General features: G+C 36.4%; 19 protein-coding genes and 1 tRNA gene. 10 read left to right on the forward strand and 10 right to left on the reverse strand.

Going from position 1 to position 18847, the window contains the following annotated elements; all coding sequences use genetic code 11:
* Positions 1-26: 26 nt before the first annotated feature.
* Positions 27-1073: an ABC transporter substrate-binding protein gene (locus PFY10_06100; protein WBV58012.1), complete on the reverse strand. Its 1047-nt coding sequence runs from the start codon at positions 1071-1073 to the stop codon at positions 27-29.
* 59 nt (positions 1074-1132) lie between these two features.
* Between PFY10_06100 and PFY10_06105 the strand changes: the two genes are divergently transcribed.
* Positions 1133-1206 (forward strand) — tRNA-Arg (locus tag PFY10_06105).
* A 177-nt stretch (positions 1207-1383) separates the two neighbouring features.
* Positions 1384-2295, forward strand: coding sequence for an IS982 family transposase (locus tag PFY10_06110; GenBank protein ID WBV58013.1), 912 nt, complete (start codon positions 1384-1386; stop codon positions 2293-2295).
* Between the two features lie 125 nt (positions 2296-2420).
* Here PFY10_06110 and PFY10_06115 read toward each other — a convergent pair whose 3' ends face one another.
* The 5 genes from PFY10_06115 to PFY10_06135 form a co-directional block, all read right to left on the reverse strand.
* A complete protein-coding gene (locus PFY10_06115) occupies positions 2421-2582 on the reverse strand; it encodes a hypothetical protein (GenBank protein ID WBV58014.1) in 162 nt (53 codons plus the stop codon).
* A 267-nt stretch (positions 2583-2849) separates the two neighbouring features.
* Complete coding sequence (locus PFY10_06120) at positions 2850-3608, reverse strand: LytTR family DNA-binding domain-containing protein (protein WBV58015.1); 759 nt, start codon at positions 3606-3608, stop codon at positions 2850-2852.
* Complete coding sequence (locus PFY10_06125) at positions 3605-4696, reverse strand: histidine kinase (protein WBV58016.1); 1092 nt, start codon at positions 4694-4696, stop codon at positions 3605-3607. The genes PFY10_06120 and PFY10_06125 overlap by 4 nt, the downstream gene beginning before the upstream one ends.
* Positions 4697-4813: 117 nt before the next feature.
* Positions 4814-5404, reverse strand: a complete 591-nt coding sequence (locus PFY10_06130) for a cytochrome b (protein ID WBV58017.1) — start codon at positions 5402-5404, stop codon at positions 4814-4816.
* Between the two features lie 2 nt (positions 5405-5406).
* On the reverse strand, positions 5407-6522 hold the full coding sequence (locus PFY10_06135; GenBank protein ID WBV58018.1) for a catalase family peroxidase: 1116 nt from the start codon (positions 6520-6522) through the stop codon (positions 5407-5409).
* Between the two features lie 776 nt (positions 6523-7298).
* Here PFY10_06135 and PFY10_06140 point away from each other — a divergent pair.
* A complete protein-coding gene (locus PFY10_06140; GenBank protein WBV58019.1) occupies positions 7299-8600 on the forward strand; it encodes a chloride channel protein in 1302 nt (433 codons plus the stop codon).
* Between the two features lie 438 nt (positions 8601-9038).
* Here the strand turns inward: PFY10_06140 and PFY10_06145 are convergent, their stop codons facing one another.
* Positions 9039-9395 carry a TolC family protein gene (locus PFY10_06145; protein WBV58926.1) on the reverse strand — a complete coding sequence of 119 codons (357 nt, stop codon included), beginning with the start codon at positions 9393-9395 and terminating at the stop codon, positions 9039-9041.
* Between the two features lie 18 nt (positions 9396-9413).
* Between PFY10_06145 and PFY10_06150 the strand changes: the two genes are divergently transcribed.
* Positions 9414-9761 carry an aldo/keto reductase gene (locus PFY10_06150; protein ID WBV58020.1) on the forward strand — a complete coding sequence of 116 codons (348 nt, stop codon included), beginning with the start codon at positions 9414-9416 and terminating at the stop codon, positions 9759-9761.
* Positions 9762-9850: 89 nt separating this feature from the next.
* Here PFY10_06150 and PFY10_06155 read toward each other — a convergent pair whose 3' ends face one another.
* Positions 9851-10201 (reverse strand): helix-turn-helix domain-containing protein, encoded by a 351-nt coding sequence (locus PFY10_06155; protein WBV58021.1) that lies wholly within the window; start codon positions 10199-10201, stop codon positions 9851-9853.
* A gap of 198 nt (positions 10202-10399) precedes the next feature.
* Between PFY10_06155 and PFY10_06160 the strand changes: the two genes are divergently transcribed.
* The 4 genes from PFY10_06160 to PFY10_06175 all read left to right on the forward strand — a co-directional run bounded on the left by PFY10_06160 (position 10400) and on the right by PFY10_06175 (position 13858).
* Complete coding sequence (locus PFY10_06160) at positions 10400-11356, forward strand: NADP-dependent oxidoreductase (protein WBV58022.1); 957 nt, start codon at positions 10400-10402, stop codon at positions 11354-11356.
* 106 nt (positions 11357-11462) lie between these two features.
* A complete protein-coding gene (locus PFY10_06165) occupies positions 11463-12212 on the forward strand; it encodes an SDR family oxidoreductase (protein WBV58023.1) in 750 nt (249 codons plus the stop codon).
* A 92-nt stretch (positions 12213-12304) separates the two neighbouring features.
* Positions 12305-13102 carry a carbon-nitrogen hydrolase family protein gene (locus PFY10_06170; protein ID WBV58024.1) on the forward strand — a complete coding sequence of 266 codons (798 nt, stop codon included), beginning with the start codon at positions 12305-12307 and terminating at the stop codon, positions 13100-13102.
* A gap of 588 nt (positions 13103-13690) precedes the next feature.
* The gene (locus tag PFY10_06175; protein WBV58025.1) at positions 13691-13858 is read left to right on the forward strand and encodes a helix-turn-helix domain-containing protein; all 168 of its coding nucleotides are present in this window, start codon (positions 13691-13693) and stop codon (positions 13856-13858) included.
* Between the two features lie 9 nt (positions 13859-13867).
* On the opposite strand, the gene PFY10_06180 is transcribed toward PFY10_06175, so the two are convergent.
* Positions 13868-14665, reverse strand: a complete 798-nt coding sequence (locus tag PFY10_06180; protein WBV58026.1) for an AraC family transcriptional regulator — start codon at positions 14663-14665, stop codon at positions 13868-13870.
* Between the two features lie 65 nt (positions 14666-14730).
* Complete coding sequence (locus PFY10_06185; protein WBV58027.1) at positions 14731-16146, reverse strand: aldehyde dehydrogenase family protein; 1416 nt, start codon at positions 16144-16146, stop codon at positions 14731-14733.
* 487 nt (positions 16147-16633) lie between these two features.
* Between PFY10_06185 and PFY10_06190 the strand changes: the two genes are divergently transcribed.
* Both PFY10_06190 and PFY10_06195 read left to right on the forward strand, forming a co-directional pair.
* Positions 16634-17605, forward strand: coding sequence for an aldo/keto reductase (locus tag PFY10_06190; protein WBV58028.1), 972 nt, complete (start codon positions 16634-16636; stop codon positions 17603-17605).
* Entirely contained in the window at positions 17605-18414 is an 810-nt protein-coding gene (locus PFY10_06195; GenBank protein WBV58029.1) for an AraC family transcriptional regulator, read from the forward strand. Before PFY10_06190 ends, PFY10_06195 begins: the two co-directional genes overlap by 1 nt.
* The last annotated feature ends 433 nt before the right edge of the window (positions 18415-18847 follow it).

The following is an 18847-nucleotide window of genomic DNA, read 5'->3' on the forward strand; positions in this document are numbered from 1 at the left end:
CTACAAAAATAAACAAATCCTCCGAGTTATTGCAATTCTTTCATATAGACCAGCTGATATCCCGGCAAAAGTTCGGGATGGAAAATCTTAATATAATCTTTCAGAACCCAATCCGATCTTACCACACCACTTTCAAAAAAGTCATTCGCTTTTTTGATTTCCCTTCCCGAAATACTGTATATTTTCCCTTTCGAAAATACTCCCAGCTTACTGTAAAAAGGATTTATATTCAGCATTTCTTTTTTTGAAGTATGGTTTCCTGCATTGATCCAGTACTGAACTTTATCAGACTTTGAGAAAACTTCCTCAAAACTCATGGTCACAGCTTTTTCCTCATTATTATTTTTCAGGATATATTCTGCATTGGCATCTGAAATAAAGTTCGCTACAGACGTTTTTCCTCCGGGTAAATACCAAACATCTCCATACATCTCATTGGCAAGAACTACCGGTTTATCCTTAGCGGTTAAGGCAAGTTTTTTTAATTCGTTATAGTTCTTTTCAATTTCAGCGTATTTGGCTTCTGCTTCATTTTCTTTTCCAAAAAGTTTTCCGAACACTTTGAGATATGCTGTTTTTTCAAGTGCTTTTTGCTCAAGGTACTCATCAAAAAAAACAACCTGAATTCCGTTATTTTTTAATAACTGATAGGTATTTTCGAAGCTTGCAATATAGTTGGTGAAAACGGCATCCGGTTGTAAGGAAATAATCTTCTCCACATCGTATTTCTGATCACTTCCTACATTCTGGATCTTCCCTTCTTTAAGCAATCCCTGAATTTTTTCCGAATAAATATATTCGGGACTTGAAATCCCTACGACCAGATTTTCCGCATCCAAAGCTGAAACATATCCCATCAAACTTGCGTTGAGAAGGACCACTTTTTTAAATGGAACCTGATTATTTTTGAAATCATAGGTATAATTCCCCGACTTGATGTGTAAAATATTAGCTTCATCCTTGTATTGAAGCTTTTTTGAGATAACCGTCCAATCATCGGATGAAATTTTTTGCTCTCTTTTACAGGAAATTAGAGTACAAAACGCAAATAGTAGTAAAATTCTTAGTTTCATATTTCAAAGAAAAGAAAAAAGTGCTATATTTGCAAACCTTTAAACGATAAGGATACAATGGCCTCGTGGCGCAACTGAATAGCGCATCTGATTACGGCTCAGAAGGTTACAGGTTTGAATCCTGTCGAGGTCACAACAGCCAAATGGCGCCAATTGAAGACAATTGGTGCCATTTTTTTGTTTTTTGATTCCAGAATAATCTAAATTAACGTGAGTTCGGGATAATAATAAATAAATTCATGATACAAAAAGCAGAAAAATTAGCATATTTAAAGTGTTGAAATTCAAATATTTAACTAAAATTTCTGCTATGATTTCTGATGAAAAAATTACAACTATTTATTACATTGTTGATGAGTTTTTTAAAGAATTTGATAACGTTCTCAAAGATTATGCTCTGAAAGATCCAAAAATTAAGATCCGATACCGAAAATCTGCCATGTCTCAAAGTGAAGTAATGACTATTATGATCCTGTTTCATTACGGTGCATTCAAAAACCTCAAGCACTTTTACCAGGGTTACGTGCAAAGACATATGAAGAAAGAATTCCCCGTAACAGTTTCCTACAATCGTTTTGTAGAACTCCAAAAGAAAGTGAATGTTCCCATGGCTGTTTTTGTGAAAATGAGGTGTCTGGGAAAATGTACAGGTATTTCTTTTATCGACTCAACACCAATCAGAGCTTGCCATATTAAAAGAGAAAAACAACACAAAACCTTTAAAAACATTGCCCAAAAAGGACAATGTTCTCTGGGTTGGTTTTATGGATTTAAACTTCATTTGATTATTAATGACAAAGGAGAAGTTTTAGATTTTATCCTAACAACAGGAAATGTAGATGATCGAGAACCACTGAAAAGTATGGATTTGCATAAATGGATTTTTGGAAAATTATTTGGTGACAAAGGTTATATTGGGAAGGATCTATTTGAACAGCTTTTTATTGATGGTGTTCATCTCATCACAAAAATAAAGAAGAATATGAAAAATTCATTGATGCTTTTACAAGACAAAATTATGCTCAGAAAAAGAGCTTTGATAGAGTCTGTAAACGATGAACTCAAGAATATTTGTCAAATAGAGCATACCCGTCACAGAAGTTTTGACAACTTTGTTCTGAATATTTTATCGGCTTTAGCTGCTTATTCATTCTTTGATAAAAAACCATCAATTAACACCAATGAAGACATTATTGATGAAGATAGATTAATTGCTGCTTAAATCGAACTCACGTTAAATTAACATTTCATCAATAAAAATGGTTGAAGATACGCTCGTCGAGTTAACAAATAGACAAATAGCACCAAATAGTTGCATTGGGCGCTATTTGTATTGCTTTCGACGTTTTATTTCTTCACTTCAGCAATCGCATTTTTAATCGCGCCACCTGCGACTTCAAAGAAAGACGGACCTGCCAAAAGATATACTTTTTTTAATTTTTTAGTTTTGGAAAGATTATGCTCTCTTAAATAAATCTCATAACAGCTTGCTAAAACAATTTCTTTCACTGGCTTGCCAAGAAAAAAGATTAACTAACTACTTTTAGACAATTAATCATACGGCCGATTCTAAGCTGAGATAAATAACTCAGGTTAAGATATTTATCCTAAAAGTGTTACATCATAGATTCATCACTATTTAAGCGTTTGAAATCGTACTAAGGTTCTTATATTTCTTTGCCAGTGGTTTATGTAGTCTATTATATTGCTTTATAAATCAGTGCTTTTGCCGAATAATAGTTCTACAATCCTATTTATAGAAGGACAATTTCTTGATCAGTAACCGATCCAAGCTTTAAATTGTGCAGATTTTTCTCGACTTATGATAATTGCTTCATCGCTTTTTTTTAGTTTTACTTTAAGCTTACCCTTGAAATAATTATTGACCTGTAAAATAGAATTAATATGTATAATATACTGCCTGTTGGCTCTGAAAAATAATTTGGGATCAAGTTGCTGTTCAAGTTCTTCCAAGGTTTCCGGAATTACTTCCTCCTCATCATTAGCCAGCCTGGCTTTCGTCATTTTAAATTCTGAATAGAAGTACATCATATCATCCACCAGTACAGTCTTATAACTATCTCTATACGATATCAAAAAACGATTCCTGTAGCCTTTTGGCTTCAGAGAAGTTAAAAGAGTTTCCATTAATGTACGATCAATGTTTACAATCGTCTTTGCTTCGAGTTTTTCTATAGCCATATGCAACTCATCCAGCTCGATAGGCTTCAAGAGATAAAAAACACTGTTATACCTGAATGCTTTGACTGCATATTCGTCATATGCAGTGGTAAAGATAACAGGACAAAGCACTTCTGCTTTTTCAAAAATTTCAAAACTTAATCCATCAGATAGCCTGATATCCATCATCACAACATCGGGCTGCTCATTTTCATTAAACCACTCAACACTTTCCGCAACGCTTTCAATAACAGCTACTATTTCTGCATTTGGTCGTACTTTACCAAGTAAACGAACAAGTCTTTCTGCATTGGGAATCTCGTCTTCAATAATTAAAATTCTGCTTGTCATCATAGTTTAAGAAGGGGTATGGTTACTTTGAAACAATTGTTGGCTTTACTGATCTCAACCGGCCTGTCCGACAGCAATTGATACCTACGTTTTATATTGGTTAATCCTATGCCAAAAGAATCTTGCACCTTTGCAATTGGTAGCATATTATTTTCAACTGTCAATGTTTGTGTATTATCAGTGCTGATGCGTACGATCAGTGGTTCTTTTCGACTCGTTTTATTGTGCTTTAATGCATTTTCAACAAGCAGCTGCAGGGTAAGAGGTGGCATATAAAGACTTTTTGATAACTCATCTGCAGAGATATGAAACTGTACCCCATTAGAGAATCGGTGCTCAATAAGAAATTGGTAAGACTCTAAAAATTTAAGCTCCTGTTCCAGCGTAATAATATCTTTTTTAGCATTTACAAGAAGGTACCGGTATATACGGGAAAAGTTTTCAGCATATGCATATCCCAGCATTTGGTCTTTGAGGATGGTCTCAGACAATACACTCAGATTATTGAATACAAAATGTGAATCTATCTGAAGTTTTAATGACTGTAATTCAGCATCCAATGCCAATTGCTTAAGCTCTGAAGCCTTTAATGCCTCGTTTTTCCAATTTGATATGAGATAATTGCCAATATGAATTCCTACGATAAATAGTGCAATAATAGTACTGACAACCAGCCACTGGATCATCCCTCTTGCTTCTTCTACGGATCCTCCCGGACCAAATCCAAAAGTCAGAGGTTTTCCATTCATCCTCGATTTGAAAAAGTTGATAATCAGCTGTACCGCCAAGATTACAAAAAGGTTCAGAAATATTTCAATCGTAAAACGCTTTCCCGGATAATTGGTCCAGGGAATACTTTGGTTAAACCTGTTGCTGATGAGAATGCTCACTTCTGATACAATAAAGCAAAAAATAAAAGACGTTGCAAGATCCCGGCTTACTTTCGTCCAATCCCTTTTAAAAAAATTGCCCCAGTAAGGAGAGAACGGATCGATGATGAATGAAATGAGATACATCATTAAAAATGCAAAACAAACAATCAGGATTCGTTTCCAGCGGTTATTCAAAAATGCATTTTGTTCTTTCTTCATAAAATAGATCTCACTCGGTATGATCGAATTATATTATTAAAATTCATTATTAATTAAAAAATGAGAATTTAAATATACAAAGACTTTTACACCGATAGCATTTTGCCCTTCTTAAGTTTATTGGTCAGAACAGATTTCATCAGATTTATTAGTTGGCTTTTTTTGCCCTATCATTGATTGCAAAATGTTGTCTTTGTAAATAAATCCGTGAATCAAGGCCGCAGAAAGATGCCCAACTATCATAAAGAAAAACGCCCAAGCCATTATCCGGTGCGAATCGTGCAGCCAGGCATAGGAAGTTGGGTTTTGTTCTAATATTGCGGGAAGATGAAAACCCGGGTAAAGTCTTACAGGAAAGCCACCGGCTGAAAGCTGTGCCCAGCCGGAAATTGGCAGTGCAAACATCAGTGCATAAAATATCCAATGCAGTATCGTAGCCATATATTTCTGCCAGCCCGGCATTTCACCGGGAAGCTTTGGAACGGGTCTGGTCAGGCGGTTGATCAAACGGACAATTACCAGCAGCAGTATCGCTACTCCCAACGGTATATGCAAATCCAGCAGCCACGGCCTTAATGTCAATGATGTCATCATTCCAACTCCAACGAATAACATGGTCAATATCATTGCGGCCATCAGCCAGTGTAGGATTTGCGCCGTACTATTAAAAGATGAAAGAGGCATTTGAGTCAGCTTTTTATTATTCATCGTTATTTGTTTTGAGAGTTGTCTTTTTTAGGTTTTCCTACAGCATCAGTCGCTTTGCCATAACCGATTTCTCTTACCCTGTCATTATACGAATGGGAATATATACCTGCCCTTGCTGCTAAAACAGGATCATCAGACAACGCAATTCCCTTCGGCACAAGCGTTGGATCAAAGTTGATATCCCTGCATCCACCTTCTGCCTGGTCAAAAACACGGTTAACTTCCAAAGTCCCCGCAATGATTTGTTTACGGTTTGCAGGCCATTGTTGGGAAGGGTTGTTGACAGGGTCTCCGGGTTCAGCGATAGTCAATACCAGATCCCAATAAAGAGGAGCTTTTTCGAGTCGCTTTTTCAATTCATCAAATAAATAGTTTGGGGCAGCCTTTTTTCGCTCTTCTGCGCTCATCGAAACAAAGGGAGCGTGCGGACGCATTGACCAACGAACAGGATGTTCTTTTCCGCTGGAATCTATTAAAAGAAATGCATTGATAACATAATATTCCGAGCCTGCAAAACTTTTAGTCCAGGGTGCCTTGGCATCATATTCCATAGACTTTTTTGCTTCTGGGTATTCTTTAAGAAAAGCTGCAACCTTTTCAGGATTAGGTTTTCCTGTTGCAGAATCGGGCTTAAAAGCTTCAATCTGTTTTAGGAAGCCTACGGCATCACGAGTTGCAAAAAAAGGTTTATTATTCAATTTCATTCGCCACTGTTCGCCATCAGCAGATGTCAGCATCAAAGCCATACTTACTGTACGGCTGGAATTATCCGGCGCATGCGGATTGCCGGTACCTAAAGAAAATCGACCAACTGCAGGAACATCTTTCTGTTCAAATACCTGCGCTACAGATAATGAGGCAGCATTTCCAGATGCGTGGAAAGTGCCTTCAAAGCAAATACCTTTGCCGTGAGCCCGACGGTATCCTGCGGGAAATGATTCGGGTGTATTCTCTAAAAATGTCCTGGTTGTATTACGTTGCCCAATAAGACCTGCAGACCAAGCAAAAGCCGAAACTAGCACAAATGCAATAAGAGCTATACCTGCTAATCTGAGTCCCGTTTTTCGTTTCTTGGAATCAGCTAGAAAAAAATATTTTTTCATAATATTCTGGTTCAATTATTTATATTTATTAATACAAAGAAATGAACGAGAATCCGACACCTGACTTTTATCTTTACCGAAACGGAATAATTGCCTGCTGAAATGGACTTTGGAACAACTGAAATTTAAAACTAATTTCAATCCTGATTGTCTTAAAGCTTTACGAAACTATCAATTTTGTTTAAAAAAGATTACGTTTAAAGACTTTGAGATAAGTATATTGCGACTCCCGATTTAGCACTTTCATTGGTCAAATCATAACTAAAACTATAATCGTGGTTGTAAAACTTTAATCCATTATAGTCGATTGCAATTTTTTTTGCTTCATATGGAAAGTACCATGCCGAATTTGCACAGCTAAAAACAGACTTATTAGTTTCATTTTTTAATTGATGTATAAAATTAAATATCATTTAAGACGTTCAGAATATTATCAATATCTACTCTTAACTGGTTTGAACATTTTCCTAGGATGTCACTTAAGGAGAAGACTATGTAAGGAGACAACCATTTATTTGTTGTCTCTTTTTTATAGACATAACAACAATGATGCAAGTGCCCTAAATAAGTTAGCAAAGGCACCATTGCAAGGTTGGCAACCGTTAACGCGGTAAACATTATCGAAATGTTTCTTGCTTCCTTTCTTGGTAGGATCATCTGAGTAGCTACTACATTACTCACTCTTTTGATCAAAAATGTGAATAAAAACCGATAGTATATAGTAACAAGCAACTTTTACTATTTCAAAAAATAACCGTTACCTTTACATCTTCTTTAAAACTAAAATAGTTATGCAAGGCGATACAGCGTACAGAAAGAAAATAATAAGATCCAGCTATGTCAAATTAATCGGGATATCTATTATCGTTAGTATTATCTGTTGTCTTATATCTTATACTTTAAAACATTTGACAGGACAGGTACAGGAATACCTATTTGAAGAAATTATAGCCACGGAAAACAAATTGTTAATCTTTTTACCAAGTGTAGGCATTACAGCAATCTATTTCCTACGTAAATATTTCTTTCAGAACAGAAAAAATAAAGGAATTAAAGAAATATATACAACCCTGGAAACAAGAAAGGATCATCTTCCTTATTTTAAAATACCTTCTCATTGCATTAATGGCTTTTTAACAGTGATTTTTGGAGGATCTACAGGAGTCGAAGTATCAACAGTAGTTGCCACCGCAACAGTTGGTAATCAGGCATACAAACATTTGCATAGTGCTTGGGCCTACAAGACGGAACTGATATGTGCAGGTATTATAGCGGGTGTAACAGTACTCTTTGGAAGTGCGCTGGGCGGTTTTCTATTTGCATTTGAAGTTATTGCACGTAAATACAATAAAACCTTACTGATCAGTGGAATAAGTTCGATGATTATAGCTCATCTATTTGTGCATTTTTATGACTCAAACCCATTATTTACATTTAAGGTACAGGACTGGCGGTGGCAATCCATACCTTTTGCTGTGATACTAAGTTTAATCGGAGGTATATTTGCCCTTTATTTTACAAAAATTGTCATCTACGCAAAAACATTTTTTGGTGGGATTAACAACAATTTCATCCGCGTAAATTTAGGTGCCATAACTGTTGGGGTATTTATCTTTTTTCTTCCGGCTTTATATGGTGATAGTTATCACGGACTTGGTAAAATCCTCGAATGTAGTTCGTACGACATTGTAAATCCCGCATATTTAATTCCTCTGGTTTTGCTCATCTTCATAAAGCCATTGGCGGCTTCCCTCACTCTCGGCGCAGGCGGTGACGGCGGTGTATTTGCCCCGAGTATTGTTACAGGTGCATTTTTAGGGGTATTTTTTGCCCAATTCTGCAACCATTATTTAGGTACCCATCTTGTGGTTATTAACTTTGCGTTATTTGGAGCCGCTGCCATGCTTTCCGCAGCTATTCACGCCCCTCTTACTGCCATGTTTATTATTTCCAGTATAGTACCGTCTGGATATCTATTGCTGTTTCCTTTGTTCATCAGTAGTGTTATTGCTAAAGTCCTGGCAAAGAAAATCTATCCTTACAATGTGTATACTTACAAAGAATTTTCAAGAATCCCAAAATCAACAAATTGATTAAAGCAACTTACGATATTTAGATATGACAAATCACAAGAATAAAATCTTCTTTGTTTGATAATTGATCTAATATTTTTTTAGATAGCAGAACTGACATTTATACAAATATAATCTGATACATTTAAGTGCATCGTCACGTATTTATTTTACTACTTAATAAAAAAAGTGCTATCTTTCGATAACTCATTTCTTTATTTAAAATAGTTATAAAATATTTGTAGAAATAACACCTAAATTAAATTTAGATTACAACGCATCACATTGTTTCAATAGTAACAAGTTTGGGCATATTTAAACAGATCATTGAAAATATCGATGGATCTTATCAAGCAATACCTCTTTTGTTTTAATTTACAAACTGTTTTCAAGATTCCTGATTTTGATCAACCAAGATCATTATTATCCTCCTGCAGTAATAATACGCAAAAACAACACCTACGGTATCTCAGAGCTTTCCATCACATCAGAAACTCCACCGACTGTAGTCAATACCGTCAGCTTAAAATTGATGACTGCTTTTTTCTGCTCAATAACCGCAGACTCGTAGCCTGTTCTAAGTTGTCTTTTATTCAAAAGTGGCATTGCCAAATTGGCAGCCAACGTTTTTTTAATAGAACCGGGACGATCAAACCAAGTAATGTTCTTATTTGAATTAACACCTATTGATGGTGACAAACTTATGCTCGGGTACATTGCAGCTTTTGCCAAACCAGTTTTCGCATTTAGACTTACAACATTTAGTTCGGCTGCTTTTAATTCTGGCCTTTTACTTAATAGATGTGAAGGACTCAGGAAGAAATTTGATTGTCAATGATCAATGCTTCAAAATTCTTAGTTCTTTCCAAAGAAGCTGGATATTCGCGCGACAGTCATTCCACTGACGCTGAATATTCGGAAGACGAAAAAACCAAACTAATCATTGATGGACTGGTAGCAATTGCAGAAAAATATGAAGCTACGTTTGGCCAGATTGCATTTGCATGGACTTTATCCAAGAATGCATTTCCCTTGCTTGGAGCACGAAATATCGATCAATTTGAGCAAAGCATCAAAGCTGCTGAAATCAATTTGACAGCAGAAGAATTAGCACATTTAGATGCCTTAAGCTCCATTAGTTTGGGGTATCCACACGATCTGTTGAATACTGTACGGGGTTGATTAGAATGATCAACCGACTGTAAATATGAAAGAAGTAATCTCAAAGGCTACTTCTTTCATATTTGCACTTTTAAAATCATTATTTGAATCTAACTTTTATCGGTTATCAGTCTTTTATGCTTCTTTCCCCACTCGATCATATCGGTAATTAAAGCTCCATATTCCTTTGCATACTCTGTAAACTCATATTCTATAATTGATGGGAAATCTATGTCAACTTTACGCGTGATCAGTTTATTGGCTTCCAGCTCCTTTAAATTTAGTGACAACATTCGTTTGGTAATTGTGGGAATACTTTTTTCGATATCACTGAAACGCTTATTCCCATTACATATTGAGTAAATTATAGGCAGTTTCCACTTACCCCCGATCACATAAATTGTATCCTGCAATGCTTTTATATCCTGAGCATCAATTGTTGTTTTTACACATTCTTTCATATCCTTATTCTTTACTATTCGGTTATCAGCGCAAATTTTGCCTTCATTCAAGACTTCCATTTTTGCTCCCGAGTATCAGCCATGATACTGGTTACAAAGTTATACCTAATTGCTTATAACTTTGCATAAGAAATTGAGATAAAGATCAAAATTTTAAAAAATTTATCACATTCTCAACAATATTATATAATCATTCAAATGAAAGCAGTCATACTAAAAAAACAGGGAGATGTTGACCAATTATCAATGGTAGAGCTCCCTATTCCAACACCCAATGATGATGAGGTGCTCATCAGGGTACATGCAATAAGCATTAATCCCACAGATATCTATGCCCGGCAAAACCCTGCATTAGACTACATATTTAACAATGAAACCCCCAAAATATTGGGTTGGGATATTTCGGGTGTCATTGAAACTGTAGGAAACAATGTCAGCACATTTACTGTTGGTGATGAGGTGTTTGGTCTACTCAATTTCCCAACTTTTACAACAGCCGGACACGCTAAAGCTTATGCAGAATATGTAGTTGCCAACATAGCTGATATTACAATAAAACCTGATAATATCTCCCATGATGAAGCTGCTGCTGCAGGCATGGCAGCATTAACTACCTGGCAGCCGCTCATTAAAAATCCTATAAAAATGGGTGATCGTGTACTTATAACCGCAGCAGGTGGCGGTGTGGGGCATTTTGCAGTGCAGTTTGCCAAATATTTTGGTGCTTATGTTATTGCTATAGCGTCCGGATCAAAAAAGGATTTGGTGATGAGCCTCGGCGCAGATGAATTTGTCGATTATCAAAAGACTGACTTCCTAAAGGTAACCGAACCGGTAGACTATGTTATTGAAGGATTGCGGGAGGAGCATATCCAAAAAACCCTTAGTATAGTGAAAAAAGGAGGTACATTATTAAGCCTATGGTCTCACATTGAGGGAAGCGAATGGGAAAAGCGTGCTAAAGAATTAGATGTGCATGCCTATTACAATGCTGTTGTTTCAAACGGGAAAGATATGACCGCCATTGCAGGATTAATGAAAGAAGGTTTAGTAAAATCACATGTTTCCAAGAAGTTTAAACTTGAAGAAATAGCACAGGCTCATACAGAACTTGAAAAAAATCACACTGCAGGTAAAATTATCGTCAATCCGTAACGATAAAGCCTCAATGAAAGTCTTAGAAATTTTACATGATCAGTGCTACATACATTAGATTATTTATAAACTGATATTAACGAAATTAAAATAAAATTTAAATAAAATGTCAACATTAAAAGGAAAAGCAGCCTTCGTTACCGGAGGAACTCGCGGAATGGGAAAAGCAATTGTAGAACGCCTTGCAAAAGAAGGCGCAATGGTTGCCTTCACTTATTTAAACTCAGAAAGCAGCGCTCAGCAAATCGTATCTGATATTGTTGAGGCCGGAGGAAAAGCAGTAGCCATAAAAGCTAATGGAGCAATTCAAGGAGCTGTCGAAAATGCTATCGAAAATGCAGCAGCAGCATTTGGCAAAATCGATATACTGGTCAATAATGCTGCAGTAGCCGTAAACGGTCCGATTGAAACTGCAAGCGAAAAAGCAGAAGCATACAATATCCAGATTGATGTAAATATTCGTTCTGTTGCCGAAGCCGTTAGAACTGCACAGAAATATATGCCTGACGGAGGAAGAATCATCAACATTGCCTCGGTTGGTGGAATCAGGATTGGCAGTCCGGGTATGTCTGATTATATAGCCACAAAAGCCGCTGTCTCTGCTTATACCCGAGGTCTTGCATGGGATCTCGCGCCCAGAAAAATTACAGTGAACAGTGTAGAGCCGGGAGCTACGGAAACAGATATGCTGATTAATGCTGATGAAAATATACGCCAGTATCTTATGGAATCCATTCCATTAAAGCGTTTTGCCCTTCCAGAGGAAGTAGCATCTTTGGTTAATTTTCTCGCGGGTGATGAAGCAGGATACATCACAGGCAGCAGCTTTAAAATTGATGGCGGTATTTCCGCATAATTGATTTTGAAACAATATAAAACAGGACAAGGTTTTCAAACTTTGTCCTGTCGTTTAAATAATCCATTATATAGTATTAAAAATAGCTAAGTATGAATGTTACGGTATGTGAACTCAGTAATGACAGAAAGGAATTTTTAGAAGACTGGCGAGAACTCCAAATTTATCTCAACCAAAATAAGACAGATTTATTACTCTTACCTGAAATGCCTTTTTATTCATGGTTTGTTAATAGCAAAGAGGTCTCAGAAGATGTACAGCAAAAAAGTGTAGAACAACATCAGCTTTGGCTTAAGGAAGTAGAAAAGCTTGAGGCCAAGTATATTGTTTATTCTGCTCCCGAAACTGTTGGTACAAAATTTTACAATACTGCATTTGTTTTTCAAAAGGGAAAAGGCCATCGGAAAATTCATACCAAAGCCCTTTTTCCGGAAGAAGATCATTTTTGGGAAGAAAGCTGGTTCGACAGAGAAGACAATATTTCCTTTGAGACAGTTCAGCTTGATGACTTGAGAATTGGTGTGCTTATGTGTACTGAACTGTGGTTCACAGAAAGGGCCCGTCAATATGGAAAACAAAATGCAGATCTATTGTTATGTCCCAGAGCAACGGGGAAATCTTCTGTTGAACAATGGTTAACAATTGGCAGAGCGTCAGCAATTATATCGGGAGCCTACTGTTTGAGTTCAAACAGGTCAGGACAAAGTGCTGAATTCGATTGGGGTGGCACAGGCTGGATTATAGAACCGATGACTGGCAATTTGTTAGAATCAACCACCCCGGAAAGAAAATTTGTTACTCATTCCATAGATTTAAAAAAAACAGCGCAAGCAAAGAAAGAATACCCTCTCTATGTTAGAGATATCAAACGTTATCTCGAAAAGGAGTAATATTATCTTTTCTTGATACCATTAAACTCTGATCGAATAACATCATTGTAAAATATCTTTGCAAATTTAGTAAGATTATCGGATTATATTAAGCAAAATATATATTTGAATGCACACATTATATTTTCAATATATTATTCACTAATATTCTATGAATCATTGATTAAATCTTTACTCAACCGATAGAAGAAGGTGGAAGCCAACCATGGTCTAACAATACATATTGGATAATTACATTTACCTAAAAAGTAATTTGCAAATAACTTTACAACCACAAGTGATCAAATGTTAAAAATTTTGAATTGCAAACTCCTTTTTAATTTGACCCAAACCAACCAAATCATTGATAAAAGTGTTTGAAGATACGCTCGTTAAGGTCACCAAAGCCAAAAGGCGCCAGCTGAAGACAGTTGGCGCCTTTTTTTTTGCTTTTAATTCCAGAATCCAGATTAATCTTTTTTAACTTGCCTAAAAATTCAATTACTAAAGTTTCACCACCGCTCTCCCCTTCATTTTCCCGCTGTATTTTATATCAACATATTCGGACAGCTCTTCAAGACTTATTACTTTTGCTAAATCTTTAAGCTGTTGAGAGTAGACAAGGCAAAAAATATCCTTTTGGGAACCACAAAACCGGTAAGCGAAATTGCTTACGAACACGGTTTTGAACATCCTTCCCACTTCATCAAAATTTTTAAAACCAAAGCCGGAATTTCTCCACTGCACTTCAAAAAGCAGTCTCCTGAGCAGAATTAAATTAAGTCTTTAAAGTGTTGCTGCGATATTTTTCGGGCTAAATCCAAACTGTTTTTTAAAGGCATATGAAAAATGAGAAAGATCTTCAAAGCCCAAATCTACATAAATTTCTGAAGGTGACTGCTGTTTTTCCTTCATTAAAAAATAAGCTTCATCCAGTCGTTTCTGTAAGATCCATTTGTGTGGAGAAGAGTGAAAAATCTTCTCAAAATCGCGTTTGAAAGTTGCTAAACTTCTTCCTGTGAGATAAGCAAAACGTTCGAGATTGACGTTATATTTATAATTTTGAATCATAAAAGATTCCAAATCAATTTTAAAAGGCTCTGAAAAATCGAAAAGAATATTTTTGAGCTCAGGCTGAATCTCGATTAAAATAAATAATAACTCTTTAATTTTAAGGTCAATAAAATCTTTGGTCAGCAGTTTCGGGTTTTCAAGAATGGTTTGCAACGAGGTGATGTAATTTTGAAGCACAGCATTCACTTCTATTGAAACCAAAGGCTTTAAAGCTTCAGAATGGTTGGATAAAAAATGATATTCTTTCGCCATAGTCTGTAAAACCTCCTGATTCAGATAAATATTCATGCTTTCAAAACTTCCTTTTTCGGGCGGACATTTGGTAAATTTCACCAACTGATTTTTCCGGATTAAATTAAAATCACCTTCCTTCGCAATGTATTTTTCCTTACCGTCAGACAGCACAAATTGTCCCGAAATTTGAAAAGCAAGGACGTGCTGAGGAACAAAATTTTCACCTTTTCGGCTTACCTCGTGATAGCAGGAATAGACAATATCAGATTTTTCCATTTTAATTGATGCTAAAAGACAAAGCGTCATTTTTTGAAACAACGCTTTATCAAATGTACAAAATATTATTGCAGAACTGCTTTCGGTTCAAGATAAGCTTCCAAACCATACACACCGTATTCTCTCCCAATTCCAGACTGTTTGAAACCGCCAAACGGAACCATTGGGTCGTGGCGGAAACCGTTGATACATACCCTTCCCGCATCAATTTGTGAAGCCACTTTCTGAGCTCTTTCCACATCAGATGAACTGATGTAAGCCGCTAAACCATAAGGCGTATCGTTCGCAATTTCTATCGCTTCTTCTTCCGTTTTGTAAGGGATAATGGATAAAACAGGACCAAAAATCTCTTCCTGAGCAATTCTCATTGTATTGTTTACGTTGGTAAAAATGGTCGGTTTTACAAAGTTTCCGGCTTCCAGTCCTTCAGGCTTGCCTTCTCCTCCGGCTAATAAAGTTGCCCCTTCTTCCAACCCTATTTTAATATAATTCTGAACTCTTTCAAATTGTTTTACACTCACCATCGGTCCCACATTTGTGTTTTCACTTTGTGGCAATCCTACAATTACTTTTTCTGCCGTTGCTCGTGCAATTTCATTCACTTTATCAATCTGATTTTCAGGAACAAGAAGTCTTGTTGGTGCGATACAGGCCTGTCCGCTGTTCATATACGCCCCGAAAATCGCTGTAGGAATAACTTCTTCAAGATTGGCATCATCCAAAATAATATTGGGTGATTTTCCTCCCAACTCCAGAGTTACTCTTTTCATTGTATCGACCGCAGTTTTTGCAATAAGTTTCCCTACCGCCGTAGAACCTGTGAACGAAATCTTGGAAACATCAGAATTAATAGTTAATTCCGTTCCGACTACATTTCCCAAACCTGTCACAAAGTTGATAATTCCTTTGGGCAAACCAGCATCGTGAAAGGCTTCCATCAAAACCTGAGTCTGCAGACCGCTCATTTCACTTGGTTTAATGACCACTGTACAACCTGCCGCAATCGCTGTCGCCACTTTACTGCAAACCGAACTGTTACTGGCATTCCACGGGGTGATAATTCCTACAACACCGACAGGTTGTAAAAGAACTTTTGAAGAATTAATGGTTTGTTCAAATTCAAAATTTCTGATAGATTCTATCATTGAATCGAACCAACTGTTGGTGTTATTACTGCTTAAAGTAACAAACTGTTTGCTTCCTCCGTATTCTTCGATCATTACGTCGATGAGCTCCTGATTTCTTTTCTCTACCGCATCTTTAAGCTTTTCAAGATAGGAAATTCGCTCATCCACTGTAGATTTTGAGAAGGTTCTGAAAGCTTCTTTTGCTGCTGCGATGGCGTTTCTGGTATCAACTTCGTCTGCCAGAGTTATCTCTCCTATTTTTTGGTTATTAGACGGATTGATTAAATCTAAAGTTTCTGTTCCGTGAGGCGTTACAAACTCGCCATTGATGTAAATTTTGTTTACTGTTTTCATTTCTAAAATTTTATAGGACAAAGTTAGATGAGAAATGAAAGGTAAACTTTGTAAAAAAGCTCAATGTCAGTTTGTAAAAAAGTTCAGATTATAATACTGAATTTACTTGACTGCTTCTTTTTTATACTGAACAGGTGTTACGCCAGGAAAGCCTGTTTGCACACTCTGCTGTCCATTAATAGATGAACAGGAAGTGAAAGATTCAGATATTTGTTGTATGATATTAAATCATTAAAGGTTTTCATAGCTTCAAAATTGCAAAATTCTTTCAAAAAACTTTTAGCAAATGTTTCGATATTTCTTCATTCAAATAAAAAAAAGCGGACGAAAAAATTAAACCAGGTTATGTTATTTTTTCTGCTCAAAGATTTAAGTATAAACGATCAATACTTTTCTTGAACCACACAAGCAAGTAAATTGAACCGTACACAAAAGTAGAATATGCAATAATACCTGAACTTTGTCCTATTAAATTAAATAAATCAAAATGTCAGAAATTAAAAAAATACAGTTAGGTCAAAATGGACCTATGGTTTCAAAACTTGGTTTGGGATGCATGAGAATGTCATCAGTTTGGGGCGGTTCGACACCTGATGAAGCAGAAAGTATTGCTACTATTCGTCAGGCATTGGATAATGGAATAAATTTTCTCAATACCGGAGATTTTTATGGTGCAGGTCATAACGAGATGCTCATTGGAAAAGCAATTAAGGGAAGACGTGAAGATGCATTCATCAGTGTCAAGTTTGGCGCTATTTTCCACAATGGTCAGTGGATTGGAATGGATCTTCGTCCTGTAGCAATCAAAAATTTTGTCAATTACTCTCTTACCCGTCTGGGAATTGAGACCATTGATCTTTATCAGCCAAGCAGGATGGATGACAGTGTTCCTATAGAAGATATTATTGGAACAATCGCCGGTCTTGTTGAGGAAGGGAAGGTACGTCATATCGGAGTATCGGAGATCACAACGGATCAGCTTCGTAAAGCTAATAATATATATCCAATCAGTGCTTTGGAAATCGGATACTCTTTGGCAGACCGCCAGATAGAAGAAGATTTATTACCTGCCGCCCGAGAATTAGGAATCGGTGTCATCGCCTTCGCAAATACTGCGGAAGGGCTTTTGAGCGGGGATCTTCAGTCACCATTATCAGAGAATGATTACCGAAATCATTTCTCCCGTTTTAAGGGTGAAAACCTGATTCATAATCTTGAAAAAGTAGAAGTGCTCAAGCAGATGGCTCTACGCAAAGGTTTCACACCGACACAGCTTGCTATTGCCTGGGTAAAGGAACAAGGTAAGAATATAATGCCGCTCGTAAGTATGAGCCGCAGATCGAGACTACCTGAGAATATTTCTGCAATGGAAATTATATTCACTCCTGAGGAAATGAACATTTTAAACACTACATTTGCAATAGGCACCATAAAAGGCGGTACCTATCTTCAAAGATAATGGAAAGTCCAGCAGAGATTTTACCCGGCGTTATATTTTATTCCTATCTTTCTTCGGAGCAGAAACAAAAGGTCTGCTTTTGGAATCATCATACCTTAGTTTTACAGGTTTCAGGTCAACTTGTCTTGGAGACCTCAGAGCAGAATATTTCCATCTCTGCGGGAGAGGTTTTATTAATACGAAAAAATCAACTGGGAACCCTTACCAAAACACCTCTTCCCGGCGGACATTATGAAACTATCGTTATATCTCTGCAGGAAGATCTAATGCGTAAGATTATTTTGGAGGAGAGAATGGAGGCGGCTGGTAAATACATTGGACTTCCTAATTTGATAATCCCTCATAATGAATTTCTAAAAGGATATTTCCAGTCTATTGTTCCCTATGCCAGAAACTCAGGTGCTCAAATGACCGACGAAATGGGACTTTTAAAAGTGAAGGAAGGCATTAAACTTATGATTCTTGCCATGCCTGAACTACAAAACTTTCTATTCGATTTTTCTGAGCCTTACAAAATAGATCTTGAAAAATTTATGCTCAGCAATTATCATTTTAATATTTCGGTTGAAAAATTTTCCCAATTGACAGGAAGAAGCCTTTCAGGATTTAAGAGAGACTTCCAGAAAACATTTGGAATGCCCCCGCGAAAATGGCTGCAGGATAAAAGATTGAATGAGGCAAGACATCTCATCGAAAGTAAAAACCAACGTCCATCTTCCATTTATCTTGACCTGGGCTTTGAAAGCCTTTCTCATTTTTCCCATGCTTTTAAAAAGAAATTCGGAAAAGCACCTACATTAGTTTTGTAAAAAAATGATAATTAATACATATGCGGCTCTGAATAGTTTAAAACTATTCAGAGCCGGCTTTTATATGAGTCTGATACTATTTGATATTTTAATGTACCAGACTATATTTTCCAATCTAATTACCTAGTAATATCATACTATTTCCTATTTCTTAATTAAATCTTCATTTATAATTAAAAGACCGTTGAATCCAACGTAAGGCCTACTATTCCACTATTTTTTTTGATTTGTAGAATTAAAAGCCATAGACAAAAAATGAATAGAAATTATTTGTAAAAATGAATTTTGTAACTCTTGGTTAATTTGACTTAATCGAACCTAATCATCGATAAAAGTGTTTGAAGATACGCTCTTAAGGTCACAAGACCGACATTTGAAGATTTCACTCTTGGATGTCGGTTTTTTTTTGTCCTAATCCGTTATACATTTCGTA

This window comes from Chryseobacterium daecheongense (assembly GCA_027920525.1).
Classification (GTDB): Bacteria; Bacteroidota; Bacteroidia; order Flavobacteriales; family Weeksellaceae; genus Chryseobacterium; species Chryseobacterium proteolyticum.

Bases quoted from the DNA above. Each gene is read 5' to 3' on its own strand.
- PFY10_06100 (WBV58012.1), bottom strand. From the start codon at position 1,073: ATGAAACTAAGAATTTTACTACTATTTGCGTTTTGTACTCTAATTTCC.
- PFY10_06110 (WBV58013.1), top strand. From the start codon at position 1,384: ATGATTTCTGATGAAAAAATTACAACTATTTATTACATTGTTGATGAG.
- PFY10_06120 (WBV58015.1), bottom strand. From the start codon at position 3,608: ATGATGACAAGCAGAATTTTAATTATTGAAGACGAGATTCCCAATGCA.
- PFY10_06125 (WBV58016.1), bottom strand. From the start codon at position 4,696: ATGAAGAAAGAACAAAATGCATTTTTGAATAACCGCTGGAAACGAATC.
- PFY10_06130 (WBV58017.1), bottom strand. From the start codon at position 5,404: ATGAATAATAAAAAGCTGACTCAAATGCCTCTTTCATCTTTTAATAGT.
- PFY10_06140 (WBV58019.1), top strand. From the start codon at position 7,299: ATGCAAGGCGATACAGCGTACAGAAAGAAAATAATAAGATCCAGCTAT.
- PFY10_06150 (WBV58020.1), top strand. From the start codon at position 9,414: ATGATCAATGCTTCAAAATTCTTAGTTCTTTCCAAAGAAGCTGGATAT.
- PFY10_06155 (WBV58021.1), bottom strand. From the start codon at position 10,201: ATGAAAGAATGTGTAAAAACAACAATTGATGCTCAGGATATAAAAGCA.
- PFY10_06160 (WBV58022.1), top strand. From the start codon at position 10,400: ATGAAAGCAGTCATACTAAAAAAACAGGGAGATGTTGACCAATTATCA.
- PFY10_06165 (WBV58023.1), top strand. From the start codon at position 11,463: ATGTCAACATTAAAAGGAAAAGCAGCCTTCGTTACCGGAGGAACTCGC.
- PFY10_06170 (WBV58024.1), top strand. From the start codon at position 12,305: ATGAATGTTACGGTATGTGAACTCAGTAATGACAGAAAGGAATTTTTA.
- PFY10_06180 (WBV58026.1), bottom strand. From the start codon at position 14,665: ATGGAAAAATCTGATATTGTCTATTCCTGCTATCACGAGGTAAGCCGA.
- PFY10_06185 (WBV58027.1), bottom strand. From the start codon at position 16,146: ATGAAAACAGTAAACAAAATTTACATCAATGGCGAGTTTGTAACGCCT.
- PFY10_06190 (WBV58028.1), top strand. From the start codon at position 16,634: ATGTCAGAAATTAAAAAAATACAGTTAGGTCAAAATGGACCTATGGTT.
- PFY10_06195 (WBV58029.1), top strand. From the start codon at position 17,605: ATGGAAAGTCCAGCAGAGATTTTACCCGGCGTTATATTTTATTCCTAT.